At 65.6% G+C, this 21,253-nt stretch carries 14 protein-coding genes; 10 read left to right on the top strand and 4 right to left on the bottom strand.

The genetic code is table 11. From position 1 onward, the window contains the following. Nucleotides 1-4 precede the first annotated feature (4 nt). From CU669_RS16060 to CU669_RS16050, 3 genes are read left to right on the top strand one after another with little or no spacing between them, the layout of a single operon-like run. Complete coding sequence (locus CU669_RS16060; protein ID WP_112146532.1) at nt 5-1,402, top strand: CpaF family protein; 1,398 nt, start codon at nt 5-7, stop codon at nt 1,400-1,402. Continuing rightward, a complete protein-coding gene (locus CU669_RS16055; protein WP_112146530.1) occupies nt 1,395-2,384 on the top strand; it encodes a type II secretion system F family protein in 990 nt (329 codons plus the stop codon). Before CU669_RS16060 ends, CU669_RS16055 begins: the two co-directional genes overlap by 8 nt. 17 nt (nt 2,385-2,401) lie before the next feature. After that, a complete protein-coding gene (locus CU669_RS16050) occupies nt 2,402-3,346 on the top strand; it encodes a type II secretion system F family protein (RefSeq protein ID WP_112146528.1) in 945 nt (314 codons plus the stop codon). A gap of 257 nt (nt 3,347-3,603) precedes the next feature. Here CU669_RS16050 and CU669_RS16045 read toward each other — a convergent pair whose 3' ends face one another. The 4 genes from CU669_RS16045 to CU669_RS16030 form a co-directional block, all read right to left on the bottom strand. Next, on the bottom strand, nt 3,604-4,623 hold the full coding sequence (locus tag CU669_RS16045; protein ID WP_112146526.1) for an HD domain-containing phosphohydrolase: 1,020 nt from the start codon (nt 4,621-4,623) through the stop codon (nt 3,604-3,606). 3 nt (nt 4,624-4,626) lie between these two features. Further along, nucleotides 4,627-7,902: a PAS domain S-box protein gene (locus CU669_RS16040; protein ID WP_112146524.1), complete on the bottom strand. Its 3,276-nt coding sequence runs from the start codon at nt 7,900-7,902 to the stop codon at nt 4,627-4,629. Between the two features lie 14 nt (nt 7,903-7,916). Continuing rightward, a complete protein-coding gene (locus CU669_RS16035) occupies nt 7,917-9,044 on the bottom strand; it encodes an FIST signal transduction protein (RefSeq protein ID WP_112146522.1) in 1,128 nt (375 codons plus the stop codon). Nucleotides 9,045-9,134: 90 nt separating this feature from the next. Next, nucleotides 9,135-10,166, bottom strand: a complete 1,032-nt coding sequence (locus CU669_RS16030) for a hypothetical protein (protein ID WP_146747755.1) — start codon at nt 10,164-10,166, stop codon at nt 9,135-9,137. A 142-nt stretch (nt 10,167-10,308) separates the two neighbouring features. Here CU669_RS16030 and CU669_RS16025 point away from each other — a divergent pair, with 142 nt between their 5' ends. The 7 genes from CU669_RS16025 to CU669_RS15995 all read left to right on the top strand — a co-directional run bounded on the left by CU669_RS16025 (nt 10,309) and on the right by CU669_RS15995 (nt 21,232). Then, nucleotides 10,309-11,523 carry an efflux RND transporter periplasmic adaptor subunit gene (locus CU669_RS16025; RefSeq protein ID WP_239988749.1) on the top strand — a complete coding sequence of 405 codons (1,215 nt, stop codon included), beginning with the start codon at nt 10,309-10,311 and terminating at the stop codon, nt 11,521-11,523. After that, nucleotides 11,520-14,624 carry a multidrug efflux RND transporter permease subunit gene (locus CU669_RS16020; protein WP_112146518.1) on the top strand — a complete coding sequence of 1,035 codons (3,105 nt, stop codon included), beginning with the start codon at nt 11,520-11,522 and terminating at the stop codon, nt 14,622-14,624. Before CU669_RS16025 ends, CU669_RS16020 begins: the two co-directional genes overlap by 4 nt. Before the next feature lie 5 nt (nt 14,625-14,629). After that, nucleotides 14,630-17,713, top strand: coding sequence for an efflux RND transporter permease subunit (locus CU669_RS16015; RefSeq protein WP_112146516.1), 3,084 nt, complete (start codon nt 14,630-14,632; stop codon nt 17,711-17,713). An 89-nt stretch (nt 17,714-17,802) separates the two neighbouring features. After that, nucleotides 17,803-19,263, top strand: coding sequence for an efflux transporter outer membrane subunit (locus CU669_RS16010; RefSeq protein ID WP_112146514.1), 1,461 nt, complete (start codon nt 17,803-17,805; stop codon nt 19,261-19,263). Between the two features lie 149 nt (nt 19,264-19,412). Then, the gene (locus tag CU669_RS16005; RefSeq protein WP_112146512.1) at nt 19,413-19,892 is read left to right on the top strand and encodes a rubrerythrin family protein; all 480 of its coding nucleotides are present in this window, start codon (nt 19,413-19,415) and stop codon (nt 19,890-19,892) included. A 28-nt stretch (nt 19,893-19,920) separates the two neighbouring features. After that, entirely contained in the window at nt 19,921-20,082 is a 162-nt protein-coding gene (gene rd / locus CU669_RS16000; RefSeq protein ID WP_112146510.1) for a rubredoxin, read from the top strand. Nucleotides 20,083-20,089: 7 nt separating this feature from the next. Next, nucleotides 20,090-21,232, top strand: coding sequence for an NAD(P)/FAD-dependent oxidoreductase (locus CU669_RS15995; RefSeq protein ID WP_112146508.1), 1,143 nt, complete (start codon nt 20,090-20,092; stop codon nt 21,230-21,232). Nucleotides 21,233-21,253 lie beyond the last annotated feature (21 nt).

The following is a 21,253-nucleotide window of genomic DNA, read 5'->3' as shown; positions in this document are numbered from 1 at the left end:
GTCCATGTTCGGCCGTCGCACTGCGCCCCCCTCGACACCACCGCCGCCGCAATCAGCCGCTCCGTCGAGTGCCAAGCCCGTCGCCGCGGTGCCGCCCCCCACGGCGGCCCAGACGCGCTCGGTGGAGCTGGACCACCGGCTGTCCGACATCAAGATCGCCATCTTCAACGATCTGATCGATTCCGTGGATCCCACCGAGCTGGGCCAGTTGGAGCCGGCCCAGGTGCGCGAAGAAATCTCGGACATCGTCTCCGAGATCATCAGCATGCGCAGCCTCGTCCTGTCGGCGGCCGAGCAGCAGGTGGTGATCAGCGATATCTGCAACGACGTGCTGGGCCTGGGGCCGCTGGAACCCTTGCTGGCCCGCGACGATATCGCCGACATCATGGTGAACGGCGCCGACAAGGTCTATATCGAGTCCGAGGGGAAGATCGAACTCACCGACATCAAATTCCGCGACAATGCCCAGTTGATGAATATCTGCCAGCGCATCGTCTCGGCGGTGGGGCGCCGGGTGGACGAGGCCAGCCCCATCTGCGACGCCCGTCTCGCCGATGGGTCTCGTGTCAATGTCATCGTGCCGCCCCTGGCCATCGACGGCCCGACGCTGACCATCCGCAAGTTCAAGCGCGACAAGCTGACGCTGGACAAGCTGGTGGAGTTCGGCTCGCTGACGCCCCAGGCGTCCCGGGTGCTGCAAATCGCCTCGGCGGTCCGCTGCAATATCCTGGTGTCCGGCGGTACCGGCTCGGGCAAGACCACCTTGCTCAACTGCCTGACCCGCTATATCGACGAGGCCGAGCGCATCGTCACCTGCGAGGACGCCGCCGAGCTGCAATTGCAGCAGCCCCATGTGGTGCGGCTGGAAACCCGGCCGCCCAATCTGGAAGGGGCGGGGGCGGTGACCATGCGCGATCTGGTGAAGAACTGCCTGCGCATGCGGCCCGAGCGCATCATCGTCGGCGAGGTGCGCGGCCCCGAGGCTTTCGACCTGCTGCAAGCCATGAATACCGGCCATGACGGCTCCATGGGCACCATCCACGCCAATACGCCGCGCGACGCCCTGTCCCGTGTCGAGAACATGGTTGCCATGGGCGGCTACAATCTGCCCGCCAAGGCGGTGCGCGAGCAGATCGCCTCGGCGGTCAACGTCATCGTCCAGGCCTCGCGCCTGCGCGACGGCACTCGCAAGATCACTCATATCTCCGAGGTGATCGGCATGGAGGGTGACGTCATCACCCTGCAAGACCTGTTCGTCTACGAGTTCGAGGGAGAGGATTCCAAGGGCCGGGTGCTCGGCCGCCACCGCCCCACCGGTCTGCGTCCGGCCTTCTGGGACCGCGCCCGTTACTATGGGCTCGAGCGCGATCTGGCCGAAGCCCTGAGCGAAGCGCATGCTTGACGTGCTCGCCCGCCTGCCCGCCGAGATCGCCGTGCTGGTGGCGGCGTTGCTGGTTGCCCTGGCGGTGCTGGGCTGGTCCATGGTGTCGCTGATTCATGGACCCAGGGCCAGGATCAAACGGCGGCTGGCCGCCCTTACCGGCACCGCGAGCCACGCCCGCCGAAGCGCGCGCCAGCCCAAGCGCAAATCGGTGCAGTCCCGCTTGAAGCAAGTGGAGGGTGCCCGGGCGCGCAAGCGCGGCTATAAGCTGCGCGAAGAGCTGATGCAGGCCGGTATCCATGTGGAGGTCTGGCAGTATCTGGCGGCCAGCGGCGGTTTCGCCCTGCTGCTGTTCATCCTTGCATCGCTGATGGGCATGTCCGGCCTGTGGTCGATGCTGTCCGCCCTGGTGCTGGGCATCGGCCTGCCCAAAGTCGTCCTGACCCTGCGGGCCAAGCGCCGGGTAGGCCGCTTCACCGGCCAATTCGCCGACGCCATCGACGTGGTGGTGCGCGGCATCCGGTCCGGCCTGCCGCTGGGCGAATGCGTCAACATCATCGGCCGCGAGATGGAAGACCCCATCGGCGCCGAGTTCCGGCTGATCACCGAGGGCCAGAAGCTGGGTCTCGGCTTGCAGGACGTGCTGGCCCGCGCCGTCGAGCGCACGCCGACGGCGGAGCTTCGCTATTTCGCCAATGTCATCGCCATCCAGCAGCAGACCGGCGGCAATCTTGCCGACACCCTGGCCAAGCTGTCCGAGGTGCTGCGCGCCAGGAAGCGCATGCGCGACAAGGTCCAGGCCTTCGCCAGCGAGGCCCGCGCCTCCGCCTATATCATCGGCTCGCTGCCCCTGGTGGTGATCACCGCCCTGGCCGGATTGGCGCCCAATTACATCGAGATCCTGTTCACCACCGATACCGGCAATATCCTGCTGTTCACGGGCGGCGTCACCGAGGTGGTGGGCTTGCTGGTCATGCGCCGCATGATCAATTTCGATATGTGAAAGGGAGGCTTGACCCAATGCTCACCACCCTGATCATGATTTGCGCCGCCGTCGTCGCCTTCGTCTCCATCGTGGCGGTGTCGCTGCCGCTGATCGCGCGCGACCGCCTGACCAGTCGCATGAAGGCGGTGGCGGCGCGGCGCCAGGAATTGTCGGCCATTCAACGGGCCAATCTGCAGACCGGGCGGCGCAAGAACGCGCCGCGCCGCCGCCAGGCCTTGATGCGCGCCGTGGTGGACAGGCTGAAGCTCCAGGACATGCTGGAGGCCAAGGAGCTGAAGGCCAAGCTGGCCCAGGCGGGTTGGCGCGGCCAGTCGGCGCCGCTGACCTTCATCTTCGCCCGCGTGGCGCTTCCGGTGGTGTTGCTGGCCCTGGGGCTGGTCTATGCCACCACCGTCTTCGCCGATCTGCCCCTGACCAACCGGGCCTTCATCCTGGTGGGCGCCATGGCGGCCGGGGCGTATCTGCCGCATCTGATGCTGACCAATGCCATCCAGAAACGGCAGTTCTCCGTGGCGCGGGCCTTCCCCGATGCCCTCGACCTGATGGTGATCTGCGTCGACGCCGGTTTGTCGGTGGAAGCCTCGCTGGGCCGGGTGGTGGATGAGATGGGAGAGACCTCGCCGGAACTGGCCGAGGAATTCGGCCTGACCGCCGCCGAACTGGCCTTTCTGGGCGACCGCCGCCACGCCTGGGAGAATCTGGCCGACCGCACCGGGCTGGCGCAGGTCCGCTCGCTATCGACCACCTTGCTGCAATCGGAGAAATACGGCACGCCGGTCAGTCAGGCCCTGAAGGTTCTGGCCCAGGAAAACCGCGAGTCCCGCATGTCCGAGGCCGAGAAGAAGGCCGCCGCCTTGCCCGCCAAGCTGACGGTGCCCATGATCGTCTTCTTCCTGCCGGTCCTGTTCCTGGTCATCGCCGGACCGGCGGCCATCCAGGTCTCCGGGGTGATGAAGTAGCGCGGATTCGCCCCGCGGGCGGGCGAGACGCCCGCGCTCCGAACGACTCGCCATTCTCGGAGCGCGGCCGTCCTGGCCAACCAATGAAAACAAGCCCTCTCCCCCTGCGGGAGAGGGTGGCGAGCGAGAGCGAGCCGGGTGAGGGCGCGCGCGTCGGCGCGCCATGTGACTCGTGTCCGCTGCCGCGCGCAAAGCCCCTCACCCCGGCCCTCTCCCACGAGGGGAGAGGGTGACGTCATATCAAACGATGATTGGTCTCAGTAATTGGCCAGGGGATGCGCCGGTTCGGGATCGAAGTTATCCTGGAACTGGGCCATGATGGTGCCGACGGCGGCCATTTCGGACAGGAAGGCATCGACGCAGGCGGGATCGAAATGCTTGCCGCTCTGCTCCTTCATGAAGGCGACGGCTTCGTCCACCGACCACGGGCGTTTGTAGGGCCTGGTCGAGGTCAGGGCATCGAACACATCGGCCACGGCAACGATGCGTCCTTCCAGCGGGATGGCGTCCCCCGCCAGACCGGCGGGGTAGCCGCTGCCGTCGAATTTCTCGTGATGGCTGCCGGCGATCTCGGCGGCAAGGCGCACGAGGCGCGACGGGCTGTCCTTTAGGATTTCGCGGCCGAATTCGGCATGTTGCTTCATGATGGTGAATTCCGACGGCGTCAGCCGGTCGGGCTTCAGCAAGATCATGTCGGGAATGCCGACCTTGCCCACATCGTGCATAGGCGCGGCCAGTTCCAGCCGCTCCACGTCGTCGGCATTCATGCCCATGCGCCGGGCGATCAGGGCGGTGTAGCGGGCCATGCGCTCGATATGGGCGCCGGTTTCGGGATCGCGGAATTCCGCCGCCTTGGACAGGCGCATGACCAGTTCCTCGGCGGCGCGGTCGCGCAGCGTCAGCTGGGACTTGCGCAGCGCCAGCAGATTGCGCGAACGCGCCAGCAATTCATGGCCGTCCACGGGCTTGGTCAGGAAGTCGATGGCGCCCAGTTCCAGCGCCTTCTGGCGGACTTCCTTGACGTCCGAAGTGGTGACGACGACCACCGGAACCTCGCGGAACTCTTCCTTTTGACGCAGGCGGCGGATGAATTCCAGGCCGTCCACCTCGGGCATGTGATAGTCGGTCAGGATCAGGTCAGGGACGTTGGTTTCGCACCACACCAAGGCCGCCACCGCCGATTCCATGGAAATGACTTCGGACCCTTCGATCTTGACCAGACGGTGATGCAGAAGCATCAGGTTGGTGGGGTTGTCGTCGATGATCAGAATGCGCATGGCTCAGCTTTCCGGCAGGGCATAAACGGTGGTGGCGAGGATGGCGGGCAGGGCCTCGACGGCGGCATCCAAACCGGCCACGGCGGCGCCGACATTCTGGCCGCCGCGTGCCGCGTTCTCCGCCGTCAGGCAGGCGTCGCGGATGGCGGTCAGGCCCAGACTGGCGGCGGCGCCCTTGATGGTGTGGGCTTCGCGGCGCACCCGGTCCATGTCGCCTTGCTCCTGGGCCTCGTGGCTGCCGGTGACGCGGGCGCGGGCGTCTTCCATGAACTTGGCCAGGATCTCGATGACGGTATCGGCTTCAAGGTCGTCCTTGAGGAGATCGAGAATGGTGAAGTCCACCGCCGCCACCGTGGCCGAGGGCGCTACGATGGGCTTGCCGATCGATTCGCCGGCATAGCGCGCAAGGACTTCGGACAGCTTCATTCTGTCGATGGGCTTGCTGATATAGCCGTCCATACCGGCGTTCAGGCAAATCTGGTCATCGCCGCGCATGGCATTGGCGGTCATGGCGACGATGGGAACCTGGGCGGCCAGGGTGGGTAGGGCGCGGATGGTCCGGGTGGCTTCCAGCCCGTCCATTTCCGGCATCTGGACATCCATCAGCACAAGGTCGTAGGGCAGCAGGCGCACCGCCTCCACCGCCTCGGCGCCATCGCCCACCACATCGACGGAATGGCCGAATTTGCGCAGCAATCCCAGCGCCACCTGCTGGTTGACCGGGTTATCCTCGGCGACCAGGATGCGCAGGCGCCGCCCCGGCCCCTCCGATGTCTTGGGCACGGCCGACGCGGATTCGGCCGGTGCCATCCGGTCGCTGACGCCCAGAAGGCGGGCGATGGTGTCAAGCACGGTTCCCTGGCGTAGCGGCTTGTGCAGGAAGGCGTCGATATTGGCCCGGTCGGCCGGGTCAAGAACGCCTTGTGACGAGGTGATGATGACCTTCATGCCCGACAGCATGGGAATGGCGCGGACCATGCGGACCATGTCGGTGCCGCTGACCATGGGCATCTGGGCGTCGACCAGCGCCACTTCCCACGGCTTGGTGCCCTCGGCGGCGGCCTGGGTCAGTTCGTTCATGGCGGTTCCGGCGTCATGGCAGGCCCGCACATCGACTCCGACGGCGCGCAATTGGCGCTCCAGCACATCGCGGTTGATGGAATTGTCGTCCACCACCAGGACACGGCGGCCGCGCAGATCGGGCGGGGTCGAGGTTTGCGGCCCCAGGATCTGCAACGGCAGCGCAACCCAGAACGTGCTTCCCTTGCCCGGCTCGCTGTCCAGGCCCACATGGCCGCCCATCAGATCGGCGATGCGTCGCGAGATGGCGAGGCCGAGGCCGGTGCCGCCGTAGCGCCGCGCGGTCGAGGCGTCCACCTGCGAGAACATGGAGAACAGGCGGCCCTGGGATTCCTTGGGAATGCCGATGCCGGTGTCGCGGATTTCGAAGCGGGCGACCATGCGGCCCTCGGCCCGTTCGGCGACGCGAACCTCGATGGAGACGCCGCCCTTTTCGGTGAACTTGACGGCGTTACCGGCCAGATTCATCAGCACCTGGCGCAAGCGACCCGGGTCGGTGCGCACCACCATGCGCAGATCGGGGTCGATCAGGCTGGCGATCTCGATACCCTTGGCGTGGGCGCGCGGCGCCAGGATGTCCACCACGCTTTCCACCAGCGGTGTCAGCTCGAATTCGGTGTAGTCCAGGTCAAGCTTGCCCGCTTCCATCTTGGAAAAGTCCAAGATGTCATTGATGACGGTCAGCAGGGATTCGCCCGAATCGCGGATGGTCTCGGCGAAATGGCGCTGCTCGTCGTCCAACTCGGTATCCAGCAGCAGGCCGGTCATGCCGATGACGCCGTTCATGGGGGTGCGGATTTCGTGGCTCATGGTCGCCAGGAATTCCGACTTGGAACGATTGCCGGCCTCGGCGGCTTCCTTGGCGTCGCGCAATTGGCTTTCCACCTGACGGCGCTGGGTGATGTCGCGGAAGCCGATCACCACGCCCACCTGGCGTTCCTGTTCGACCACCGGGGAGGCGATATACTCCACCGGCACCACCGACCCATCGCGGCGCTTGAAGCTGGCGGCATCGTCGCGCAGCGAGGTGGTCAGCCGCAGCAGGACTTGGTACAGGCTGCTGGCGGTGGCCAGATCCGAGGCGATCATGGGCAGGATGTCGGCGCCCACCAGCTCGGCCTGTTCGTAGCACAGCATTTCCGCGGCGGCGCGGTTGACGAAGGTGGCGCGGCCGTTGAGGTCGATGCCGAAGATGCCGTCATCGACGCTTTCCAGGATCGAGGCGTTGCGCTGGGCGAGACGTTCGATTTCCGCCTGGGTGGCTTTCAGCCGCTCCTCGGCCTCGATTTCCTCGGTGATATCCGACGCGGTGCCGCGATAACCCATGAACTCGCCGGATTCGGTTAAGACCGGCTTGCCGTTGACCCGCAGAACCCGGCCTGGCCCACTCATATCCTTGGTGCGATAGACGAAATCACGGAACGGCCGCCGTGCCGCCAGATCGGCGAGATTCTGCCGCCGGGCCTCGGGATCGGTGTCGTCCGAGATCATCTCGTCGCGGGTGTGGCCGACATAATGGTCGGGCAGGGCGCGGGTGAATTCGGTGAAATTGCCGGAGAAGCGGCTGAAGCGAAGATCGGGGCCGGTCTCCCAGAACCAGTCCGACGAGGACTCGGCGAAGTCGCGGAAGCGCAGCTGGCTTTCGCGCATGTCGCGCTCGATGCGCTTGCGATCGGAAATGTCGCGGATGATACAGACGAAATGCGGCACGCCGGTGGGTGACAGGTCGCCGAACCCCAATTCGATGGGAAAGGTCTCGCCATGGCTGCGCCGGGCGGTGCTCTCGCGCCCCAGGGCGAACAACCCGGCCATGCCGCCACCTTGGCCTTGAGAGGCATCGAGGGCGGGGACCAGGGCGGCGATGTTCTGGCCCACCAGATCGCCTCTGGCATAACCGAAGGTGTTGAGCAGCGCGGGATTGACGCTGATGATCCTGCCGCCGTGGTCGGCGATGACGATTCCTTCGCCCACCGTGTCCAGAATGGCTTGCAGATGGGCTTCGGCCTGTTGCTGCGACTCGCGGTTGGCGGCACGCAGCTCTTCTTCCATCAGGCGGGTCGAGCGGTCGTTCAGGCGCCGCTCGCGGTCCTGCTCGTCATAGGTCTCGCTGACCAGCGCAAGCAGCACGTCCAGGTTGGGAACGCCGTCGGCGCTCCCCCTTGATGCCCTGGCCAGCTGTCGCTGGAGCAGCCGATGCATGTTGGACACGGAAATCAGCGCTCGGAAATGGTGGTGATGGTCATGGTTTGATTATGCAGTTCGCACTTTCCGGTGAAGCCGTGGGGCGAAATCTCGCCATATGAGTAAAAACCGATCAGGTCGGCCTTGCCGCCCAGGACATCGGCGACGATCTCCACCTCTTCGGCGATGCGCTGGCCCATCAGCAGCTTGCGGCCGATGCAGCTCACCAGGATGGCGAGACAAGGCGCACCCGTGGCGGCGGCCTCTGCCGCCTTGCCGGCGCCGTCCACCAGATTGTCGAAATTGCCGCGCATCAGCCGCGCCAGATAGCCGGTGGGAACGTCGCCCGCGAAGGTCATGGACTTGGCGGCCTCGTCGATGCCGACGATGGTGCGCACCACTTCGGCGCCATCGGCGCCTTCGGACGGGCGGATGGACAGCGGGAACAGCAGGGCGCTGCCCGGCAGTCCCTGGGCTTCCTCGCCCAGATAGCGTTTATAGAGGTCCAGTGCCGGTTCGCCGTCCAGTTCGTAAAGCACGTTGGCTTCGGACCGGGTGATGGTGCGCGGCGGGCCGAACTCGTCCCAACCGCCGAAACTGCCGTGGCCGATGGCGAGGCTGGCGCCGTACAGGCCGATGGCGGCGACGCGGCCCGAGCGCATGGCGTCGTTGCAACCCACGGCAGTGGATTGAAAGCGGGCGCCGTCTCCGGCAAGGCCGCCGGTCACGATGATATCCGGAGCCACCGCTTCGAGGCAGCCCGCCACCAAGGAGTCGCCGTTGACCTTGGTGCCGTCGGACAGGATCAAGATGGCGCGCAAGCCGTCGCCAGCCAATTCACGGGCCAATTCGCCGCCGATCTTCCGGGATTCCGAGACATCGCCGAGATCGCGAGCCGCAATCCGCACGGTGGCCTTGTCGAAGCCGATGGCGGCCGTCACCACGCTATCGTCGAGCACCTCGTCGCCGCTGATCTCGCCGCCGGTGGTGCAGCCGACGATGGCCGCATCGCCATAGCGCTGGCGCAACTGAGCGTAAATATCATCGGGGGTCATGACCCCAGGCGCGGCGAAATACAGAACCAGGGACGTGGCGCCCGCGGGCTTCTCCGTCTTGCTCCAACCCTCAGCGGCGGTCCAGGCGCGTTGTTCGATCCACATGATGGTGCCATCCCCCCAGGTATTGCTCGCTCAAGCGAAAATATCAGCTCAGTGTTGATGGATTATAAACAAGATGGGGGGCGATACATACTAAATGCCGTCCCCATCGCGAAAGCCGCTCGGGTCGTCGGTATGGTGCTCTTGGTGGAGCACCCAGGCGGCGAGGGGGCGCCTGGCCGACCACAGGGAGGCGGCGACGAAGGTGAGAATCGCCACCAGCAGAATTGCCAATTCCCGCCACCATTCCGCCAGGGCGAGATCCTCGGCCACACCGACGGAGACCAGGATGGGATAGCGTTCGACCTTGCGAAAGACGCCGATCTCGGGGGAATTGTCGGTCGGGTCGGGAACCGTGCCCAGCAGTTCGACCTTGCTTTGTGTCCAATCCTGGAAGGTCCAACGCGACGAATAATTCCGTCCGACCTGGGTAAAGTCGCGGGGGTGGTTCAGCAGCAGTCTGCCGTCGCTATCGAAGATTCGGATGGCGGTGCCGGGGGCGAGGCGAATTTCAGCGATAACCGAAAAGAAATACTCGGTGTCCACGCTGGCGATCATCAAGCCCATGAACTCGCCTTCGGCGTTGCGAACACTCTGGGCCAGGACAAGCTGCCATTTGACCGACATCTGATCGCTCACCAAGTCTTCGAGCGAGTCCACCCGAACCGACTGTTCCACCACTCCGTCGCGATGGGCCTTGAACAGGGCGATGGCGCTGATGTCGGGCGGCATTCGCCGCGACAATTGCGGCGGGTCGGCCAATCGGCCATCGGCCTTGTAAAGGTGGATCGACGCCAGTTGGGGCAGGCGTTGTCTGGCAAGGCCGTATCCGGCAAGCAATTGCGGCATCCGGATCTTTTTTTCCAGATACTGATTCGACAGCGGGGTCAGATGGTCGGTGGCCTCCACCTCGATGGCTTGAAGGGCGCTGGTGATGCTGCGGCCGATCTCGCGGGCGACGCCTTGGCTTTGAAGGGCGGTCTCCTCGACCGTATGGTCGTGATCGACCCAAAGGGATGCGAAATCCCAAGCGTCGAAGGCAATGGCGACAAGAGCCGGTGGAGCGAGCAACATCGGCAGCCCCTGCCGCCGCAGGGCCTTCAGCAGCCGCTTCCAGATGGGCACGGGGCCGGGCTTCATGGGGGAAGAATGGCATGATCGTTCAGGCGCGACAACGCGGGTCGGGTCGGTGTTACCCTCTGTTACAGACAGGCCGGTGCCTTATGATCATAATCATCGCCAACAACATGCCCCGTGGAGGCCGTCGGTGAGGTTCGAAGAGGTGTTGCAGCAGGCCAAGAGCCACCGTGTCGCCATGGGCATCGGGGCTCTTGCCCTGGTCGTCGCGGCGGTTGTCCTGTGGCCGTCCGGGCAGGCGGCCAAACCGATGGGCAAGCCCGGCGGGCCGGATGGACGACCGGTGCCGGTGGTGACGGCGGTGGTCGGGCGCAAGGATGTTCCCATCTATCTCGATGCCCTGGGAACGGTGCAGGCCTACAATACGGTGACGGTGCGTTCCCGCGTCGATGGCGAACTGGTGGAAGTGCTGTTCAAGGAAGGCCAGGACGTCAAGGCCGGTGAAGTGCTGGCCCAGATCGATCCCCGCACCTACCGCGCCCAATATGAACAGGCCTTGGCGGTCAGGGACAAGGATTTCGCCCAATTGGAGGCGGCGCGGCGCGATCTCGCCCGCTATGTCTCGCTGGGCGACCGGGTCACCGGGCAAAGTGTCGATACCCAACGCGCCCTGGTGCGTCAGTTGGAGGCCAGCGTGCGGGTGGATGAGGCCTCCATCAGCAACGCCAAGACCATGCTGGGCTATACCGTCATCACCTCGCCCATCGATGGGCGGACCGGCATCCGGCTGGTGGATCGCGGCAATATCGTGCGGGCGGCCGATGCCGCCGGTCTGGTGACGCTCACTCAAATTCAGCCCATCTCGGTGATCTTCACCTTGCCGCAACAGAGCCTGCCCGCCATCAGCGACCGCATGCGGCTTGACGGCAAGCTGGCGGTGCTGGCGCTGCAGCCCGAGACCAAGCTTCAGGTGGATATGGGCGAGCTGGAGTTGGTGGACAACCAGATCGACCAGACCACCGGCACCATCAAGCTGAAGGCGGTCATGCCCAATGCCGAACGACGGCTGTGGCCGGGCGGTTTCGTCAATGTCCGGCTGCTGCTGTCCATTCGCGAAGGCGGGCTGGTGATCCCGGCCCCGGCGGTGCAGCGCGGCCCTCAAGGCTCCTACGTCTTCGTGGTCGGTGCCGATCGCACGGTGGAGATGCGGGCCATCAAGGTCGCCGCCTTCGAAGGCGATCAGGCCCTGGTGGAGGCCGGGGTCGAGGAAAACGAGACGGTGGTCGTCGACGGCACCGCCAAGCTGGCCCAAGGCAGCCGGATCACCACCGGCGAGGAAAGGGGCGGCGACGGAAAAGGCAAGGGCGGGGGCAGGCGACCGGAGGGCAAGGGCGGGGCCTCATGAACATTTCCGCGCCGTTCATCCGCCGCCCGGTGGCGACCTGGCTGTTGTCGCTGGCGGTGGTGCTGTCGGGCATGCTGGGATTCCGGCTATTGCCGGTCTCGGCGCTGCCCCAGGTGGACTTTCCCACCATCCAGGTGTCCACCCGCTTGCCCGGCGCCTCGGCCGACACCATGGCCTCGCTGATCACCACGCCGCTGGAACGCCAGTTCGGCCTGATTCCGGGGCTGGTGGTGATGACCTCCACCTCGTCCCAGGGCAACAGCGCCATTACCCTGCAATTCGAGCTGTCCAAGAATATCGACGTGGCGGCGGAGGACGTCCAGGCCGCCATCAACGGCGCCCGCGGCGTGCTGCCGACCAACTTGCCCTATCCGCCGGTCTATTCGAAGGTCAATCCCGCCGATCCGCCCATCATGACCCTGGCGCTGACCTCGGACACCATGCCCATCACCAAGGTCAACGATGTGGCCGACACCTTGATGGCGCAGAAGCTCAGCCAGATTTCCGGCGTCGGGCGGGTGACGGTGGAAGGCGGCCAGCGCCCCGCCGTCCGCGTCCAGATCGACCCGTCGCGGCTGGCTTCCTACGGTCTGTCGCTGGAAGACGTGCGATCGGCCCTGGCCAAGGCCAATGTGGACATGCCCAAGGGCAGTTTCGACGGCGTCTCCCAGGCCTTGGCGGTGGGCGCCAACGATCAGATTTCCGATCCCGCCCATTACCCCACCCAGGTCATCGCCTGGAAGAACGGTGCTCCGGTGCGCATCCAGGATCTGGGCCAGGTGGTGGAGGGCGTCGAGGATTCCCGCGCCGCCGGCTGGTTCGACGGCAAGCCCGCCGTCATCATCAATGTCCAGCGCCAGCCCGGCGCCAATATCGTCGCCACCATGGACCGCATCCAGGCGAAGCTGCCGGAACTGCGCCGCGCCGTCCCGGTGGGTGTCACCGTCTCGGTCCTGGCCGACCGCACCGAGACCATCCGCGCCTCGGTGGCCGATGTGGAGTTCACCCTGGTCCTGACGGTGGTCCTGGTGATCGGCGTCATCTGGGTGTTCCTGCGCAGTCCGCGCGCCACCCTGATCCCCGCCATCGCCCTGCCGCTGTCGCTGGTGGGGACGTTCGGGATCATGGCCCTGGCCGGATTCTCGCTGGATAATCTGTCGCTGATGGCGCTGACCATTTCCGCCGGTTTCGTGGTGGACGACGCCATCGTCATGATCGAGAACATCGTCCGCTATATCGAGAAGGGCATGAAGCCGCTGGAAGCCGCCTTGGTGGGCGCCAAGGAAATCGGCTTCACCATCGTGTCCTTGACCGTCTCGCTGGTCGCCGTGTTCATTCCCCTGCTGTTCATGTCGGGCATCGTCGGGCGGCTGTTCCGCGAATTCGCCCTGACCCTGGCGGTGGCGGTGGTGGTCTCGGCGGTGGTGTCTTTGACCCTGACTCCCATGATGTGCGGCCATCTGCTGAAGGGCGGCCACGAGGAAGCCAAGTCGGGTCGGCTGTTCGAGGCCTTGCGCGACGCCTATGCCCGCTCGCTGGATTGGGTGCTGCGACGCCAGACGGCGACCTTGTGGCTGGCGGTGGCCACCTTGGTGGGCACCATCGGCCTGTATGTGGTGGCGCCCAAGGGGTTCCTGCCCAGCCAGGATACCGGCCTGATCGTGGTCACCACCGACGGGCGGCCGGAAATCTCGTTTCGCGCCATGGCGGAGTTGCAGCGCCGCGTCGCCGACATCGCCCGCGAAGACCCCGACGTGACGGCGGTGGCGTCTTTCCTGGGCGCGGGCGGTGTCAATCCCACCGCCAATACCGGCCATATGAGCATCGTGCTCAAGCCGCGCAAGCAGCGCTCGAGCTCGGCGGAGCGGGTGATCGGCCGACTGTCGGAGGCCATGGCCCCGGTGGCCGGTCTCGACGTCCATATGAAGCCCGCCCAGGATATCCAGCTCAGCCCGCGCACCAGCCGTACCCAATACCAGTACACCCTGACCGATATCGACGCGGCGGAACTGGCGATCTGGGTGCCCCGGGTGCTGGAACGGCTGCGGGCCTCGCCACTGTTGACGGATGTGGCGTCGGATTCCCAGGACGGCGGTCTGCAGGCCGATGTCGTCATCGACCGCGACAAGGCGGCGCGGCTGGGTATCCTGCCCCAGGCCATCGACGACACGCTCTACGACGCCTTCGGCCAGCGCCAGATCTCGACCATCTATTCCCAGGTCAACCAGTACCACGTCATCTTGGAGGTGACGCCGGAATATCAATTGGGGCCGGAGACCTTGTCGGCCATCCATGTGCGGGCCTCCACCGGGTCGCTGGTGCCGCTCAGCGCCTTTACCCGGGTGACCCGCTCCAGCGTGCCGCTGGCCATCACCCATCAGAGCCAGTTTCCCGCCGTCACGTTGAGCTTCAATCTGGCGCCCGGCGTCGCGCTGGGCGATGCCACCAAGGCCATCGAGGCCATCGGCCGCGACATGGAGATGCCCGAGACCATCACCGGCGATTTTTCCGGCGACGCCGCCGAGTTCCGCCGCTCATTGGAAAACGAGCCCTGGCTGATCCTGGCCGCCCTGGTGGTGATCTATATCGTGCTGGGCGTGCTCTATGAGAGCACCATCCATCCCGTTACCATCATGTCGACCCTGCCGTCGGCGGGAATCGGGGCGCTTTTGGCCTTGATGGCCACCGGCAACGATCTGTCCCTGGTGGGGCTGATCGGCATCGTGCTCCTGATGGGCATCGTCAAGAAGAACGCCATCATGATGATCGACTTCGCCCTGGAGGCCGAGCGCGGCCAGGGCAAGTCCGCCCGCGAGGCCATCGTCCAGGCCTGTCTGCTGCGCTTTCGCCCCATCATGATGACCACCATGGCGGCGCTGCTGGGCGCGCTTCCCCTGGCCTTCGACAGCGGCACCGGCTCCGAGCTGCGTCGGCCGCTGGGCATTTCCATCGTCGGCGGCCTGCTGCTCAGCCAGTTGATCACGCTCTACACCACGCCGGTGATCTATCTGGCCCTGGAGCGGTTGAAGCGCCGGTTCAATCGGAGCGCGGGCGTCTCGCCCGCCGAAGATGCGGGCGAGACGCCCGCGCTTCCTCGGTAGCGGCCATGAGCTTCTCCGAACTCTTCATCCGCCGTCCCGTCGCCTCCATGCTGCTGGCGCTGGGGCTGTTCCTGGCCGGAATCGCCGCCTTCCGCGATCTGCCGGTGGCGCCGCTCCCCAAGGTGGATTTTCCCACCATCAACGTCTCGGCGCGGCTGCCCGGCGCCGATCCCGCCACCATGGCGGCGACCGTGGCGGCTCCGCTGGAACGCCGCCTGGGCGAAATTCCCGGCGTCGCCGAGATGACGTCCACCAGCACCCAGGGCGGTACCTCCATCACCGTGCAGTTCGACCTGGATCGCGACATCAACGGCGCCGCCCATGACGTACAGGCCGCCATCAATGCCGCCGGGGCCGAACTGGCCATCGATCTGCCGCAGCCGCCCACCTACAAGAAGGTCAATCCCGCCGAGGCCCCCATCCTGATCCTGGGGGTGACCTCGGACAGCCTGCCCATGTCCAAGGTCTACGACGCCGCCGACGCCATCATGGCGCAGCGCATCTCCCAGGTGGAGGGTGTCGCCCAGGTGACGCTCAGCGGCGCCGAAAAGCCCGCCGTGCGCGTTCGCGTCGACCCGTCGCGGCTCGCCGCCATGGGGGTGGGGATCGAGGATGTGCGGACCGCCCTGGCCCAGGCCAATGTGAACATGCCCAAGGGCGGATTCGACGGCGAGTCGGCGGCCTTGTCCATCGCGACCAACGACCAATTGTTCACCGCCTCGGGCTATGCGCCGCTGGTGGTCAAGTCCTCCAACGGCGCCATCGTGCGGCTGACGGCGGTGGCGCAGGTGTTGGACGGCAGCGAGAACACGCGTCTGGGCGGTTGGTTCAACCGGGACCGGGCGGTGCTGATCATCATCAACAAGCAGCCGGGCGCCAATGTGGTGGAGACGGTGGACCGCATCAAGCAGATCCTGCCCCAACTGCAACGCTGGATGCCGACGGGCGCCAAGGTCTCGCTGCTGTCGGACCGTACCGTCAATATTCGCGGCAATCTGGATGACGTGGAAACCACCCTGGCCATTTCCATCGGTCTGGTGATCCTGATCGTCTATCTGTCGCTGGGGCGGATGACGCCCACCCTGGCCGCCTCCATCACGGTGCCCCTGTCGCTGGCCGCCACCTTCGCCGTCATGTGGCTGGTAGGCTACAGCCTCAACAACATCTCGCTGATGGCGGTGACCATCTCGGTAGGCTTCGTGGTGGATGACGCCATCGTGATGATCGAGAACATCTCGCGCCACATCGAGAACGGCGAATCGCCGCTGGAGGCGGCGGTCAAGGGCTCTCGTGAAATCCTGTTCACCGTGATTTCCATTACCCTGTCGCTGGTTGCCGTGTTCATTCCGCTGCTGTTCATGGGCGGCATCCTGGGGCGCCTGTTCCGCGAATTCGCCGTTACCTTGTCGGTGGCCATCGTCGCCTCGGCCATCGTGTCGCTGACGGTGACGCCCACCGTCTACGGCCATCTGATGGCGCGGGCCAGCCATCGTCCGCCGTCCTTTGCCGCGCGGTGCGGCGAAGCGGCCATGGCCTGGGCCGAGCGCGTCTATCAGTCGGGATTGGGTTGGGTGCTGCGCCATCAGAGAATCATGCTTGGGGTGACGTTGGGGACGGTGGGGCTGACCGTCTATCTTTACGGCGTGGTGCCCAAGGGGTTCTTTCCGCCCCAGGATACCGGCCTGATCTTCGGAACCATCGAGGGCCGCGTCGATATCTCGTTCCGCGCCATCTCCGAGCGCCAGCAGAGCGTGGCGGCGGTGGTGCTGGCCGATCCGGCGGTGGAAGGCATCGGATCCTTCGTGGGCGCGGGCGGCTTCGGCACCAATCACCAGGGCCGCATGTTCATCAATCTGAAGCCGCTGGGCGAACGTAAGATCGCCGCCCAGGACGTGGTCAACCGGCTGCGACCCAAACTGGCCCAGGTGGCCGGCGTCTCGGTCTTCCTGTTTCCCGGCCAGGATATCCGGTTCGGCGGGCGCATGGGCAAGGCGCAGTTCCAGTTCGTGCTGTGGAGCGAATCCCTGGACGAGTTGCGGGAATGGACGCCGCGTCTGGTGGCGCGCTTGAAGCAGGAAAAGGGGCTGGTGGACGTTTCCAGCGATCAGGATTCCGCCATTCCCCAGGCTCAGGTGGTGGTCGATCGCGATGCCGCCGCCCGGCTGGGGGTCTCCATGGCCGAGGTGGATCAGGTGTTGCAGGACGCATTCGCCCAACGCCAAGTCTCGACCATCTATACCCAGCGCAATCAATACAAGGTGATCCTCGAGGTCGAGCCGCAATTCCAGGAAGATCCTGCCTCGCTGCATCTCCTGTGGGTGCGGGCCGCCGATGGCAGGCAGGTTCCGCTGGACGCCCTGGCCCACTTCGAGCCCGCCACCGCTCCGGTGACGGTGGCCCATCAGGGCCAGTTTCCCGCCGCCACCCTGACCTTCAATCTGGCCCCCGGGGTTCCGTTGGGTGAAGCGGCGGAGCGCCTTGCCGTCTCGGCCCGCTCCATCGGGCTGCCCGCCAGCGTGCGGTGGGAATTCGCCGGTAACGCCAAGGTGTTCGCCGAGTCCCTGGGCGGCCAGCCGATCCTCATCGGTGCCGCCCTGCTGACCATCTATATCGTGCTGGGCGTGCTCTACGAGAGCACGCTGCATCCCGTCACCATCATCTCGACGTTGCCCTCGGCGGGGATCGGGGCCTTGCTGGCCCTGATGGCCACCGGCACCGAACTGACCCTGATCAGCGTCATTGGCGTGTTCCTGTTGATGGGCATCGTCAAGAAGAACGGAATATTGATGGTGGATTTCGCCATCGAGGCGGAGAAGCGCGGGGCGGCACCGCTTGACGCCATCCTGGAAGCCTGCCGCATCCGCTTTCGCCCCATCACCATGACGACGCTGACGGCCTTGCTGGGCGCGGTGCCGCTGGCGCTGGCCTCGGGGCCTGGCGGTGCGTTGCGCCAGCCCCTGGGCATCGCCATCGTGGGAGGGCTGTTGCTGTCGCAGATGCTGACGCTGTACACCACGCCGGTGGTCTATCTATCGCTCGCCCGCTTCTCACAGTGGCGGAAAGGGATAAGGGAGGATGTAAAATGTTGATGGGACGCGCTTCCTCTTCTCCCTCTCCCTCTCCCTCTCCCTCGAGGAAGAGGGCCGGGGTGAGGGGGGGATCTCGGCCATCGAGTCCGATGTGGTCCATTCTCCCTCACCCGTCGCTGCGCGCCACCCTCTCCCGCTGGGAGCGGGGATGCCTATGCGCCCTCGCACTCTTGACCCTGACCGCCTGCTCGGTGGGCGACGCCTATGTCCGGCCCGAGACCAAGCCGCCGTCGGCCTGGAAGAACGCGGCTCCCATGGCGAAGGCGGAATGGCCCTCGGCCGATTGGTGGCGGCGATTCGGCTCGTCTCGGCTGGATGATTTGATGGGCCAGGCCCGCGCCGGAAATTTCGACATCGCGGTGGCCATGGCCAAGGTGCGCCAGGCCGACGCCCAGGTGGCCATCATGGGGGCGCCGCTGCTGCCCTCGCTGTCGGCCAGCGCCGGTGGTACCCGTCAGCGATCCTCGTTGTCGTCCAGTGTGTCGTCTTCCTCCTCGTCGAGCAAGGTGGTCAAGGCGGTCTATTCCAACAGCTTCAACAGCCTGCTCAACGCCAGCTACGAACTGGATTTCTGGGGCAAGAACGCCGCCGGACTGGACTCCGCCGAGGCGGCGGCCCAGGCCAGCCGGTTCGACCAGCAAACGGTGATGCTGACCGCCCAATCCTCGGTGGCCACCACCTATTTCGAAATCCTCGGCCTGCAGGAACGCCTGCGGGTGGCGCGTAACAATATCGCCAACGCCGAGAGCGTGCTGCGCGTCTATCAGGACCGCTTCGCCGCCGGGACCGCCACCTCGCTGGATGTGGCGCAGCAGGAAAGCGTGGTGGCCAATCAGCGCGCCACCATCGCGCCGCTGGAACAGCAGATGCGTCAGGACTTCAACGCCCTGGCCATCCTGACCGGACGTATGCCGGAAGAATTGTCCCTGGTGCCCGAAGCGCTGGAATCGCTATTGGTGCCTTCGGTCGCGCCCGGCCTGCCGTCGGACCTGCTGAACCGGCGGCCCGATGTCCAGTCGGCCGAGGCGTCCTTGCGGGCCGCCAATGCCGATATCGCGGTGGCCCGCGCCGCCTGGTTTCCCTCCATCAGCCTGACCGGCCAAGGCGGCTTCCAAAGCGTGGACTTCGCCAAGATGATGACCCATAGCAGCCTGCTGTGGTCGGTGGCGTCCTCGGTGACCCAGACCATCTTCGACGGCGGCAAGATCGCGGGCAATGTGGAGCAGAAGCGTGCCCGCCAGGACGAGCTGGCGACCACCTACCGCAAATCGGTGGCCTCGGCCTTCTCCGATGTGGAGAACGCCCTGATCGCGGTGGAAAAGACGGGCGAGGAGGTGGAGGCGCAAAAGGTGGCCGAAGCCACCGCGCGACGCGCCTTCGAGATCGCCCAATCCCTGATGGCGGGCGGCACGGTGGACGTCACCACCGTGCTCAACACCCAAAAGACCCTGTTCGCCGCCCAGGACGCCCTGGCCCAGGCCCGCCTGCTGCAACTCCAGGCGAATGTGGGACTCTACAAGGCCATGGGCGGCGGCTGGTCGGGCAGCTGATTTTCCCCTCCCCCGCTTGCGTGGGGAGGGAGAACGATGGCTCCAATATAATCGATTTTATCACTTACAGAAACGATTTTAACGCGTTTCACTCGATCGCGCGCTTTCGGTAATGTCGCTACATCAAATCACCCCAAGGAGAGACGCAAATGGCCCAGAATTCATCCTCCCCTACCGTCAAGAACCTGGAAGCCGCCTTCGCGGGCGAATCCATGGCCAACCGCAAATACCTCTACTTCGCCCGCCGCGCTCGCGAGCTTGGCGCCGTCGAGGTGGCCGAGGTGTTCGAGAAGACCGCCGAGCAGGAGACCATGCACGCGTTCGGGCATCTTGAACTGCTCTATCCCAAGGCCGAACTGACGGTGGAGAAGATGCTGCAGATGGCCATCGACGGCGAGACCTACGAATACACCGAGATGTATCCCAAGTTCCGCCATCTGGCCGAGCAGGAAGGCAACAGCGCCGCGGTCAAGGAAATGGACGAACAGATCGCCGAGTCCAAGGAGCATGCCGGTCAGTTCAAGGCCATTCTCGCCACCGCCGCCAAGCGCTTCGCCGCCCTGGCCAAGGTGGAAGAGCGTCACGCTAACCACTATCGCGACACCCTGGCCGCCCATAAGGGCGCCTGAGCCAACCGACCAAGAGGAGAGCGAAATCATGAAGAAATATGTCTGCGTCGTCTGCGGCTTCGTCTATGACCCCGCCATCGGCATGCCGGAAGACGGCATCTCCGCCGGGACTGCTTTCGAGGACATCCCCGACGATTGGTGCTGCCCCGATTGCGGCGTCTCCAAGTCCGACTTCGAAGTTCAGGAGTAAGGCCATCATGCCCCGCGATCCTGGGGGAGTGGTCATCGTCGGCAGCGGGCTGGGGGGGTATACCCTGGCCCGCGAGTTCCGCAAGCTGGCCCCCGATGCCCCCGTCACCGTGATAACCGCCGATGGCGGCGAGGTTTATTCCAAGCCCATGCTGTCGGCGGCCTTCGCCCAGGGCAAGACGCCCATGACGCTGATCCAGAAGACCGCGCGGCAATACCAGGCCGAGTTGAACATCACGGTTTTGCCCCGGCAGAAGGTGGTTGCCATCGACCGCGCCGCCAAGCAACTGGTGTTGAGCGACGGCAGGATCGGATACCAGCGGCTTGTCCTCGCCATCGGCGCCGACCCGCGTCCTTACACGGTCGAGGGCTCGGACAGTGTCACCATTCATACGGTCAACGACCTGGACGACTACGCGGTCTGGCGCGACGGCCTGATCCCGGGCGGACGGGTCTTGCTGATCGGCGCCGGTCTGATCGGGTCCGAATTCGCCAACGACCTGACCACCGCCGGTCAAAAGGTGACGGTGGTCGATCCGGCGCCCTGGCCGCTGGGTCGCCTGCTGCCCAAGGAATTGGGCGAGGAGGCGGCCACGGCCCTGTCGGCCATCGGCGTTGTGTTCCACCTCGGACGTTCGGTCGCCAAGTTGGAACCCGGCCGCGCCACCTTGGACAATGGCGTCGTGGTGGACTTCGACAAGGCGCTGTCGGCCATCGGGCTGGTTCCGCGCACCGGACTGGCGGCGGCGGCGGGATTGGCCGTCGATAAGGGGATCGTCGTCGACCGACTGTTGCGGACCTCCGACCCGGACATCTACGCCTTGGGTGATTGTACCCAGACCGAGGCGGGGCCGTTGCCCTTCGTGGCTCCGCTGATGGCCGAGGCCAAGGCCTTGGCGGCGACACTGGCCGGAATCGAGACGCCGTTGACGCTGCCCGCTTTGCCGGTGGTGGTGAAGACTCCCGCCCTGCCCATGGCGGTTTGTCCGCCCGCGCCCGGGACCGTGGGCCAATGGCGGGTCGAGGGGCAGGGGCGGGACCGCAAGGCCCTGTTCGTGGGAGGTGACGGCCAGCCCCTGGGATTTGCGCTGAGCGGAAGCTACGCGGCGGAACGCCAAACCCTGGCCAAGGGCATGCCGGACCTGCTGTAGGCAGGTCCGGTTGGCGTTATG

Origin of the sequence: Paramagnetospirillum kuznetsovii, assembly GCF_003284725.1 — a bacterium.
GTDB classification, from domain to species: domain Bacteria; phylum Pseudomonadota; class Alphaproteobacteria; order Rhodospirillales; family Magnetospirillaceae; genus Phaeospirillum; species Phaeospirillum kuznetsovii.
This window is presented reverse-complemented; position numbering and strand designations above follow the sequence as displayed.

What these genes read in the sequence shown, in the direction of transcription:
- CU669_RS16010 (WP_112146514.1), top strand. Translation starts at nt 17,803, where the DNA reads ATGTGGTCCATTCTCCCTCACCCGTCGCTGCGCGCCACCCTCTCCCGC.
- CU669_RS16050 (WP_112146528.1), top strand. Translation starts at nt 2,402, where the DNA reads ATGCTCACCACCCTGATCATGATTTGCGCCGCCGTCGTCGCCTTCGTC.
- CU669_RS16045 (WP_112146526.1), bottom strand. Translation starts at nt 4,623, where the DNA reads ATGCGCATTCTGATCATCGACGACAACCCCACCAACCTGATGCTTCTG.
- CU669_RS15995 (WP_112146508.1), top strand. Translation starts at nt 20,090, where the DNA reads ATGCCCCGCGATCCTGGGGGAGTGGTCATCGTCGGCAGCGGGCTGGGG.
- CU669_RS16040 (WP_112146524.1), bottom strand. Translation starts at nt 7,902, where the DNA reads ATGCATCGGCTGCTCCAGCGACAGCTGGCCAGGGCATCAAGGGGGAGC.
- CU669_RS16035 (WP_112146522.1), bottom strand. Translation starts at nt 9,044, where the DNA reads ATGTGGATCGAACAACGCGCCTGGACCGCCGCTGAGGGTTGGAGCAAG.
- CU669_RS16055 (WP_112146530.1), top strand. Translation starts at nt 1,395, where the DNA reads ATGCTTGACGTGCTCGCCCGCCTGCCCGCCGAGATCGCCGTGCTGGTG.
- CU669_RS16020 (WP_112146518.1), top strand. Translation starts at nt 11,520, where the DNA reads ATGAACATTTCCGCGCCGTTCATCCGCCGCCCGGTGGCGACCTGGCTG.
- CU669_RS16015 (WP_112146516.1), top strand. Translation starts at nt 14,630, where the DNA reads ATGAGCTTCTCCGAACTCTTCATCCGCCGTCCCGTCGCCTCCATGCTG.
- CU669_RS16060 (WP_112146532.1), top strand. Translation starts at nt 5, where the DNA reads ATGTTCGGCCGTCGCACTGCGCCCCCCTCGACACCACCGCCGCCGCAA.
- CU669_RS16005 (WP_112146512.1), top strand. Translation starts at nt 19,413, where the DNA reads ATGGCCCAGAATTCATCCTCCCCTACCGTCAAGAACCTGGAAGCCGCC.
- rd (WP_112146510.1), top strand. Translation starts at nt 19,921, where the DNA reads ATGAAGAAATATGTCTGCGTCGTCTGCGGCTTCGTCTATGACCCCGCC.